Here is a 9,324-nt window from a genome sequence, read left to right as displayed (position 1 = left end):
ACCAGATACGCCGCCAACCTTCAAACCGCCCAAACACCAGATTCAGTCATAGCTCGTTACATGGGGATGAGGCAGACCAGCGATAAGTCCGATCAGACAACTGACTATACGCCACCTGACCGGTGTTGAATTGCTTCAACAAGGGCGAAAGGGCTTCGGTACTACGAAGGTATCTCCCAAAAGTTCCTAAGCTAAAGCCACCACTCACGGAACACGTTTACGATACGTCAGGTTAACGTTAATCGAAAGTACAGGATTCCATACCTTATGGAGATTAACGCAAAAATAACGAACGCGAGAATTCAGTAGGAAATGCCAGTTTTCAGAGCAAAGCTCTAAATCGCATCGACCACGAACATTTGGTTTTGGAATGCTGCTTTGAGAACCGCTTGTGCCGTGGTCTCAACACTAAGGGTCGCGCGCGCGAGGCGTAGGTGTTTTTCAACAGTCGCAGGCGTTAAGCCCATCAGCATCGCGATGTCTTGTGTTGTTTTCCCATCGCCTACCCATTCAAGGGCTTCACGCTGACGATTGGTCAATGAGCGATCGCCGCGTTGATGGGGCAGGGTGACTATTTTGAGGTGTGCGATATTGTTCATCAGGATGATATCGCTGCCATGTTCCGCCCAGATCGCATCTGCTTCGGTCTGGCTCATACCTTTGCGTGCTGTCAAGGCAATGGCACCTTTGGAGCGCGACGTGATCGCTTTGAAGCTGATAGAATATCCCGCAGTCACGCCATGTTGCGCATTCATTTCAATGACTTGCTTCTCGCGTTCGCTGAGCGTTCCGCGTGCTATTTCATCCCAAAGATAGCCCCAGCTGCAAGCGCCCACTTTGTTGAGGGCCCAACGCACCATGGGTGCTTCTCGGTACAAACCCGTATCAATGAAGAGCTTCATATACTCTGGCGTGTGATTGGTCAGCAGCACGAAATCATCAGGATCACCCATAGAGGTCGGCGACATGAAGTGCGAAAATCCGTAGATGATCCGGTCAAAGCCGTATTCGGCCATTTTGGCGCAATGTTTGGTCCAGAGCAATTCTGCGCTTGGTGCTGCGGTCAGCTCTTCCAGAAATGCACGTAAGTCGCTCATGTCGGTTTCGCCAGATGCGCGCGCAGTGCGTCAATCGCGAACAGATATCCTTGGGCACCGAAACCAGCGATCTGACCAAGCGCGACAGGCGCAATGTAGGAATGATGACGAAACGCTTCACGCGCGTGAATATTGCTGAGATGTACTTCAACGCTAGGCAGTTCAACCGAGGCAAGGGCGTCGTGCAGAGCAATCGACGTGTGTGTATAGGCACCGGCGTTCAGAATAATACCGTCTTGCTCGGTCTTGGCCGCATGAATAGCATCGATCATCGCGCCTTCATGGTTGCTCTGAAGAAAGCTCAGCTGTTCGTCAGGCGCATGCGCGCGACACATGTCCTCAACATCCGCGAGCGTTGTCGTGCCGTATACCTTTGGTTGGCGCGTGCCGAGTAAGTTCAGGTTTGGTCCGTTTAAAATAAGTACGCGCATGGTGTTCGCCAGTCTTTCAATGGTGTGGTGTTCGTTTTGCTCATACTACAGGAAGCTGTCTAGAGCGGATACTATTGTTTTCATTAGGTTTTGGCAGCCATTAAAGTTACATAATACTGATTATACGTAATACCGATGTGATTGTGAGGATGGCCCCTCATGTGCGCAAAAGCTCTGTTGAGAGACCGATATCACTTTAACTGATGCCCACAAGTGATTGATAGTTAAGGAAAGACAGCCAACCACACTGCCTTTCCCTATTGTAGGTTTAAAAGAATGCCTGCAACCCAGTTTGAGCGCGCCCAAGAATAAGAGCATGCACATCATGCGTGCCTTCATACGTGTTGACCGTCTCTAGGTTCATCATATGACGGATCACACCAAACTCAGCTGAAATCCCGTTACCGCCATGCATGTCACGTGACATGCGCGCAATATCAAGCGCTTTGCCACAGTTGTTACGCTTCACGATCGAAATCATCTCAGGCGCAGCATTCGCGCTGTCCATCAAACGACCCACTTGCAAGCTGGCCTGCAAGCCCAACGTGATCTCTGTTTGCATGTCTGCCAGCTTCTTCTGAAACAACTGCGTCTGCGCCAATGGCTTGCCAAATTGCTTGCGATCAAGCCCATATTGAAGGGCTCCATGCCAGCAGAATTCTGCGGCTCCCATGACTCCCCAGCTGATGCCATACCGCGCACGGTTCAAGCAGCCAAACGGTCCTTTGAGACCTTGAACATTAGGCAGCAAAGCATCGTCACCGAGCTCAACGTTATCCATAACAATTTCGCCCGTGATCGAGGCTCTTAAGCTCAACTTGTTGCCGATCTTGGGCGCGCTGAGACCTTTCATGCCTTTTTCAAGAACGAATCCACGGATTTTTCCGCCGTGCTCTTCGGACTTCGCCCAGATCACGAAAACGTCCGCGATTGGGCTGTTCGAAATCCACATCTTTGAGCCCGTAATCTTATAGCCGTTCGCAGTCTTCTCTGCGCGCGTTTTCATACCTGCAGGATCAGATCCTGCATCTGGCTCGGTCAAACCAAAGCAGCCAATCCACTCTCCACTGGCCAGCTTGGGCAGATACTTTTTACGCTGCGCTTCTGATCCATAGGCATAAATTGGATACATGACCAAAGAGGATTGCACCGACATCATCGAGCGATAGCCGCTGTCCACACGTTCAACTTCGCGCGCAACCAAGCCGTAACTCACATAGCTCGCACCAATTCCGCCGTATTCCTCGGGGATCGTCGTTCCAAGCAGCCCCATCGCACCCATTTCGCGAAAAATGTCCGGATCGGTCTTTTCTTCGACAAATGCCTCCAAAACACGCGGCTGCAATTTCTCTTGTGCATAAGCGCGCGCGCTGTCCGCAATCATCCGCTCATCTTCGCTCAGTTGCTCTGACAAACGCAGCGGATCATCCCATTGAAAACTGCTCAAATCAGGTTGATCTTTTGCGCGCAGCGTAGGCGCATTTGTGGACATTTCATTCATGGTTGTCTCCAATTCATAGGACCAATTTGTGAAACTATAGATCAGAAACCTGCGCGACGCGAAAGACTCCGTCACGTCATTATCTTTAGCTTCATCTTTCCAAATAAACTTCGGGGGAACTTGGCAAGGCCAAGTTGGGGGCTGGCCCCCTCCTCACCTTAGCCCAAAGCGTATCCGGTGCCGCGAACAGTCCTAACTGGATCAGCGCCACCATGCACGCACAAGGCTTTGCGCAAACGTCCCACATGTACATCTACGGTGCGCGTATCCACAAAGACATCTCGTCCCCAAACTCGGTCGAGCAACTGCTCACGCGGCCAAACGCGTCCGGGCTTTTCCATGAAATGACTGAGCAGCCTAAACTCAGTCGGACCGAGCTTGATTTCCGCACCAGCGCGCGTGACTTTGTGGGTTTCACCATCAAGGGTAATGTCTTCAAAGACCAATTGTGCGCCAACTGCGGCAGCTCTTGTGCGGCGCAACTGTGCGCGCACACGGGCCATCAATTCTTTGAGCGAGTAAGGTTTAACAACATAGTCATCTGCACCCGTTTCCAAGCCACGCACCTTGTCCATCTCTTCCGAGCGCGCAGAAAGCATGATGACAGGTATGTCTTTCGTGTCTGCATTCGATTTGATCTGACGGCACACTTCAATGCCTGACATGACAGGCAACATCCAATCGAGGATGATCGCATCGGGTACGTTTTCACGCGCCAACAATAAGCCTTCATCCCCGCTGGCGGCTTGTAAGACACGGTAGCCTTCTGCTGCAAGATTATAGCACAAAACTTCTCGCTGCGCGGCTTCGTCTTCGATCAAAAGAACGGTGGGCTGCGCAGCATTCATGTCTTTTAAACCTTAGAGATCGAACTGTCCGTAGAAGACCGATCCTCTTTCTGGCGCGCCTCATCAGGCGTTTCGCCCGTCACGAGATAGACCACTTGTTCTGCAATATTTGTGACCAAGTCACCCATACGTTCAGTGTTTTTGGCGATGAAATGCAGGTGCATGCATGGTGTAATGTTACGCGGGTCTTCCATCATGAACGTCAGGAATTCACGAAACAGAGCGTTATACATCTGATCCACATCCGCGTCCTGCGCGATGACTTTCATCGCCAAAGCCGCATCGCGCTGCACATAACAATCAAGCGCATCTTTCAACATCCCCTGCACTTCGCGGGCCATGCGACGCAGCGCGGTTTGGCTCCCTTGAACCTCAGGTAGGTCGGCCAAAACGGACGTGCGCTTTGCCATGTTTTTCGCGTAATCGCCAATACGCTCTAAAGCCGCGCTGATCTTGATAACAGACAGGATCAGGCGCAAATCAATTGCTGTCGGCGCGCGCAGTGCAATGACGCGCGCGGCTTCTTCGTTGATGGTTTCTTCAAGCTTATCAATTGCTTTGTCGCCCGCGCGGACTTGCTCTGCTAGTTCTAGATCGCGGGTTTCAAGGGATTTTGCTGCGTCCAGAATAGCGGCTTCAACCATGCCACCCATTTTCATGATCTGGGCTTGGATCGCTTCAAGATCACGATCAAAGGCAGAGGAAATATGCAATGTGCTCATGGTCTTATCCAATCCGTCCCGTGATGTAGCTTTCCGTGCGTGGATCGCTGGGTTTGGTGAAAATCTGGTTGGTTTCGCCGTATTCCACAAGGTTTCCAAGGTGGAAAAATGCAGTCTTTTGACTCACGCGTGCCGCTTGCTGCATGGAGTGGGTCACAATCACCACCGCAAAGTTCTGGCGTAGCTCGTCGATTAACTCTTCGACTTGCGCCGTTGCGATCGGATCAAGTGCGGAGCATGGCTCATCCATCAAAAGCACTTCGGGTGCTGTGGCCACGGCACGCGCGATGCACAGACGTTGCTGCTGACCGCCAGAAAGCCCTGTGCCCGGCGCATCAAGGCGGTCTTTGACCTCATCCCAGATCGCTGCGCTGCGCAGGGATTTTTCGACAATTTCATCAAGATCCGCTTTGCCACGCGCAAGACCGTGAATGCGAGGGCCGTAGGCGACATTGTCATAAATCGACTTCGGGAACGGATTGGGCTTTTGAAACACCATCCCGACCTTTGCACGCAATTGCACAGGGTCAACGCGACGATCATAGATATCCTCGCCCTCGATCAGGATATCACCTTCAACGCGGCAGATATCAATCGTGTCGTTCATCCGGTTCAAGCAACGTAGAAACGTCGATTTGCCACAGCCCGATGGGCCGATGAAGGCGGTGACAGTCTTATCCTCAATCTCAACATTCACGTCTTTGATCGCATGATTGTCCGCGTAATAAACCTGCACGTTTTTCGCAGAAATCTTGATGTTATCCATGGCGTTCTCTTTCATACGTACCCCCTACCAGCGGCGCTCAAAGCGGCGGCGTAGAAGAACTGCGATTGTGTTCATTGTGATGAGAAAGGCGAGCAAAATGATGATGCCGCCCCATGCGCGCTCATAAAAAGCAGGGTCCGCGCGTTTCGCCCATTCGTAAATTTGTGCAGGCATGGCGGAGTTCGGATCAAGCAAACCACTCGCCACAGAATCCGGAGCGTTAGAGGCGATGAAGCCGATCATTCCGATCAACAAGAGCGGTGCAGTTTCACCCAAGGCCTGCGCGAGGCCGATGATCGTGCCAGTCAAAATGCCCGGTGCCGCGAGAGGGAGCACATGGTGAAACACTGATTGCATCTTGGACGCCCCTACCCCGAGTGCCGCGTCGCGAATGCTTGGCGGGACGGATTTCAAAGACGCTCGTGTCGAAATGATGATCGTCGGCAGCGTCATCAAGGTCAGCACAAGTCCCCCCACAAGTGGCGCTGATTGGGGCAAGTGCATGTAGTTGATGAACACCGCAAGACCAAGGATACCAAAGACAATCGAGGGCACAGCAGCAAGGTTTGAGATATTCACCTCGATAATATCGGTGATCCAGTTCTTTGGCGCGAATTCCTCAAGATAGATCGACGCCGCCACACCAATCGGCAGCGCAAGCGCGAGTACCACTAGCATCATAAAAAAGCTGCCCATCATCGCCACGCCCATGCCAGCCGCTTCGGGACGTTGATCCGACGCATCTGCACCAGTGATAAAGCTGATATTGAAGCGCTTTTTGATTACGCCAGCCGCAACGAGTTCATCAACAAGATCAAGCTGTTCTGCATTGATGCTTTTATCATCCGCAATGCTCTCGCGCGTGACACGGTTCTTGAGGTAGCCATCAACACGTGAATTCGCGAGGAAAGTGAATTCAACCGTTTCACCAATTTTATCGGTGTTGGAGATCACAAAATTACGCAGATCTGCTGCCGCGCTTTTAGACAAGAGGGCCGCTTGTTTCTTCGCTTTGAGATCACTGTCGATCCCGTTCTCTGCGAGCGCATCTTCCATCGCTTGGCTCAAAAGCTGCGCATATCCAAAGGTCGATACCTTCTTGATCTTCGCCAGATCGCGCTCGCCCTTTTTATCAAGTTTGCTTTCCAACAGTGGCACATTGAGCGTCACAAACGTCTGTTGAAACGCGCCAAGCCCGTTGCCAAAGATCGTGACCAACAACAGCACGAGCATGGCCAAGCCCGCGCCAATCGCCGCAAGCCCGTACATACGGAACCGCGTTTCAGCCGCATTGCGCTTTTTGGTACGCGCATCGAGGGTCAAAAGAGAGGTTTTCACAGGATCACTCATTCGTATTGCTCGCGATATTTGCGCACGATGTAGAGCGCGATAATGTTGAGGCCGAGGGTCAGCACGAACAGCGTCAGACCAAGGGCAAAAGCGACAAGCGTTTCAGGGCTGGCGAAGTCGCCGTCGCCTGTTAGTTGGGATACGATGCGTGTGGTGATCGTGGTCATCGCATCAAGCGGATTGGCCGAGAATTTTGCAATCGCCCCTGCCCCAAGCACAACAATCATCGTCTCGCCAATGGCGCGCGACGCAGCCAAAAGGATCGCGCCAACGATGCCCGGCAAGGCCGCAGGGATCACAACTTGGCGAATGGTTTCGGATTTTGTCGCACCAAGCCCGAGCGAGCCATCGCGCATCGCCTGAGGAACCGCATTGATAATATCATCCGAGAGTGACGACACAAACGGGATCAGCATAATGCCCATAACAAGACCGGCAGTAAGGACAGCTGTTGCACCACTCATCCATTCCACGCCCAAAAGTCCGCCGCTGCCGAACGTGTTCAACAGCAAAGGGCCAATCGTGAGCAAAGCAAACAAGCCATACACAATCGTCGGAATACCGGCCAGAATTTCAAGTAAAGGTTTGGCCACCCCTCGCGTTTTCGGCCCTGCATATTCGCTCAGATAGATCGCAGCGAACAGACCAATTGGCACGGACACAAGTAGCGCAATCAGTGAGATATAGATCGTGCCCCACAAGAGTGGCAGGATCGACAGCTCGCTGTCACCCCGAAAATTAGGAGCCCATTTCACGCCGAAGAAAAAGTCTTTCCACGAGTGCAGCCCAAAGAAATTACGCGTCTCGAAGATCATCGATAAAACGATGCCAACAGTCGTGAGGATTGCGAGGGATGCGGCAGTGATCAAGAGCGCGAGAACGACGCGTTCAACTGCGTTACGTGCGCGAAACTCAGGCGTGATACGGCTTAGCCCGAATACCAACGTTAGTGCGGCAAGACCAAGCACCGCGAACATACGAAATTGGTTGCCGCGCTGTTCTTGGGCGCGCATGCCTTGTGCGGCGCTAAGCACATCAGGCGTCACTTCATTCCCAAGCGCGACACCCACGCCGCCCAACACATCGCGTAGATTTTCGATGGGCGCGTGTGCCTCAGTCTCGCTCAGTGCACCTTGTGCGACGGCGACGCCTAATCCATCGGCCACACGGCGCACATCGCTCATCACGAGAGACGGTTCACTGCTAGCGTTTAACATCTGTTCCGCGCCACGCTCAATCAACTTAGGTTGTGCGAAAAGCCAAATAACGAGCACAAACAAACACGGGATCAACACGCCCAATGCGACAAAGCTACTGTAATACTTAGGAAGCGAATGCAGCTTGCGCGCATCGCCACCTGCCACACGCAAAGACTGCGCGCGTCCGGCATATGCGCCAAACGCGGACAAGATCAGCACTGTGATTGTGAGCCAAAACGCGGACATAGCGCCTCCGGTCAAAGTCTAGAAATGGGCGCAGGCAAGACGTTGCCTGCGCCGTTGGTGTTTACATTGCAATATCGATGGTCTGCTCGTCAGCGATGATCTCTTGCGTCACTTCCAGCTCTGGATCGGCGACAAGACCGTATTCCGCAAGGGGGCCATCTTCGCCTGCGATTTCATCGAGTACGAAGAATTCTGCGAAGTCCTTGAGGCCGGGAATCACGCCGATATGCGCTTGCTTAAGGTAGAAATACAAAGGACGCGACACAGGGTATTCGCCGCTTGAGATACTCTCAACAGATGGCACAATGTCGGCCATTGTAGCGACTTGCAGCTTGTCTGTATTATTCTCATAAAACGCGAGGCCAAAAACGCCAATGCCGTCTTTGTTGCTCTCGATGCGTGCGAGGGTCTCTGTGTAATCACCGTCAATATCGACGGATACCCCATCCGTGCGCAACGTGATGCACGCCTTTTCCGCCGCGCCTTTGTCACCGCCGTTCGCCGCCATCAATGCGTCGAACGCGCCGGTTTCTTCACACCCTGCAAGCAGGACTTTGTCTTCGAACACTTCGCGCGTGCCGTGCTTTGTACCAGGGATAAACGCTTGGAGCTTTTGTGCGGGCATGTCCGCATTCACGTCGTTCCATGTGGTGTTTGGATTGTCGATCATCGCGCCGTCCACGAGGATCTGATCGCTGAGCGCAAGGAACCAATCCGAGGCGGTGAAGGCAAAGCTGTTGCCGCCCTTTTCAGAAGCAAAAACGATGCCGTCATAACCAATGCGAACTTCGATAATGTCCGTCACACCGTTTGCTGAGCAGATCTTTAATTCGCTCTCTTTGATCTGTCGCGACGCGTTTGCGATATCGATTGTGTTCTCACCCAAGCCTTCGCAGAACCGCTTCAGCCCTGCAGATGAGCCGCCGGATTCAACGACTGGCGTGGGATAGTCAAAGTTCTCTCCAAACGCTTCCGCAACGATAGAGGCATAGGGCAGAACCGTAGACGATCCTGCGATTTGCACTTGATCGCGTGCGCTTGCGGCGGTGGCAGCGGCGCTGATGGCCAAGGCAGAAACTGTGATCTTTGCGAAAGTCATATCCGACTCCTATACACAGAGTCCTCGAGCACCCGACTTTTGACGGGTTGACGTCTGACCGTAGA

Annotated in this window: 9 protein-coding genes; all 9 read right to left on the bottom strand. The window is 52.7% G+C overall.

Annotated features, from left to right (window positions below; all coding sequences use genetic code 11):
* Positions 1 to 335 precede the first annotated feature (335 nt).
* Entirely contained in the window at positions 336 to 1,097 is a 762-nt protein-coding gene (locus PFRI_RS01025; protein WP_072628912.1) for a helix-turn-helix transcriptional regulator, read from the bottom strand.
* The gene (aroQ, locus tag PFRI_RS01020; protein WP_072628911.1) at positions 1,094 to 1,528 is read right to left on the bottom strand and encodes a type II 3-dehydroquinate dehydratase; all 435 of its coding nucleotides are present in this window, start codon (positions 1,526 to 1,528) and stop codon (positions 1,094 to 1,096) included. The genes PFRI_RS01025 and aroQ overlap by 4 nt, the downstream gene beginning before the upstream one ends.
* A gap of 268 nt (positions 1,529 to 1,796) precedes the next feature.
* Positions 1,797 to 3,020 carry an acyl-CoA dehydrogenase gene (locus PFRI_RS01015; RefSeq protein ID WP_072628913.1) on the bottom strand — a complete coding sequence of 408 codons (1,224 nt, stop codon included), beginning with the start codon at positions 3,018 to 3,020 and terminating at the stop codon, positions 1,797 to 1,799.
* A 167-nt stretch (positions 3,021 to 3,187) separates the two neighbouring features.
* Positions 3,188 to 3,877 (bottom strand): phosphate regulon transcriptional regulator PhoB, encoded by a 690-nt coding sequence (phoB, locus tag PFRI_RS01010; protein ID WP_072628910.1) that lies wholly within the window; start codon positions 3,875 to 3,877, stop codon positions 3,188 to 3,190.
* A 5-nt stretch (positions 3,878 to 3,882) separates the two neighbouring features.
* Positions 3,883 to 4,599 (bottom strand): phosphate signaling complex protein PhoU, encoded by a 717-nt coding sequence (gene phoU / locus PFRI_RS01005; protein WP_072628909.1) that lies wholly within the window; start codon positions 4,597 to 4,599, stop codon positions 3,883 to 3,885.
* A 4-nt stretch (positions 4,600 to 4,603) separates the two neighbouring features.
* Positions 4,604 to 5,365, bottom strand: coding sequence for a phosphate ABC transporter ATP-binding protein PstB (gene pstB, locus PFRI_RS01000; RefSeq protein WP_111445665.1), 762 nt, complete (start codon positions 5,363 to 5,365; stop codon positions 4,604 to 4,606).
* 24 nt (positions 5,366 to 5,389) lie between these two features.
* Positions 5,390 to 6,715, bottom strand: coding sequence for a phosphate ABC transporter permease PstA (gene pstA, locus PFRI_RS00995; RefSeq protein WP_072628907.1), 1,326 nt, complete (start codon positions 6,713 to 6,715; stop codon positions 5,390 to 5,392).
* Positions 6,712 to 8,160, bottom strand: a complete 1,449-nt coding sequence (gene pstC / locus PFRI_RS00990) for a phosphate ABC transporter permease subunit PstC (RefSeq protein WP_072628906.1) — start codon at positions 8,158 to 8,160, stop codon at positions 6,712 to 6,714. Before pstC ends, pstA begins: the two co-directional genes overlap by 4 nt.
* A 61-nt stretch (positions 8,161 to 8,221) precedes the next feature.
* A complete protein-coding gene (locus tag PFRI_RS00985; protein WP_072628905.1) occupies positions 8,222 to 9,259 on the bottom strand; it encodes a substrate-binding domain-containing protein in 1,038 nt (345 codons plus the stop codon).
* Between the last annotated feature and the right edge of the window lie 65 nt (positions 9,260 to 9,324).

Origin of the sequence: Planktotalea frisia (assembly GCF_001890925.1) — a bacterium.
In the GTDB taxonomy this organism is placed as follows: Bacteria; Pseudomonadota; Alphaproteobacteria; order Rhodobacterales; family Rhodobacteraceae; genus Planktotalea; species Planktotalea frisia.
This window is presented reverse-complemented; position numbering and strand designations above follow the sequence as displayed.

Bases quoted from the DNA above. Each gene is read 5' to 3' on its own strand.
- PFRI_RS01015 (WP_072628913.1), bottom strand. From the start codon at position 3,020: ATGTCCACAAATGCGCCTACGCTGCGCGCAAAAGATCAACCTGATTTG.
- pstA (WP_072628907.1), bottom strand. From the start codon at position 6,715: ATGAGTGATCCTGTGAAAACCTCTCTTTTGACCCTCGATGCGCGTACC.
- PFRI_RS00985 (WP_072628905.1), bottom strand. From the start codon at position 9,259: ATGACTTTCGCAAAGATCACAGTTTCTGCCTTGGCCATCAGCGCCGCT.
- pstC (WP_072628906.1), bottom strand. From the start codon at position 8,160: ATGTCCGCGTTTTGGCTCACAATCACAGTGCTGATCTTGTCCGCGTTT.
- phoB (WP_072628910.1), bottom strand. From the start codon at position 3,877: ATGAATGCTGCGCAGCCCACCGTTCTTTTGATCGAAGACGAAGCCGCG.
- PFRI_RS01025 (WP_072628912.1), bottom strand. From the start codon at position 1,097: ATGAGCGACTTACGTGCATTTCTGGAAGAGCTGACCGCAGCACCAAGC.
- pstB (WP_111445665.1), bottom strand. From the start codon at position 5,365: ATGGATAACATCAAGATTTCTGCGAAAAACGTGCAGGTTTATTACGCG.
- phoU (WP_072628909.1), bottom strand. From the start codon at position 4,599: ATGAGCACATTGCATATTTCCTCTGCCTTTGATCGTGATCTTGAAGCG.
- aroQ (WP_072628911.1), bottom strand. From the start codon at position 1,528: ATGCGCGTACTTATTTTAAACGGACCAAACCTGAACTTACTCGGCACG.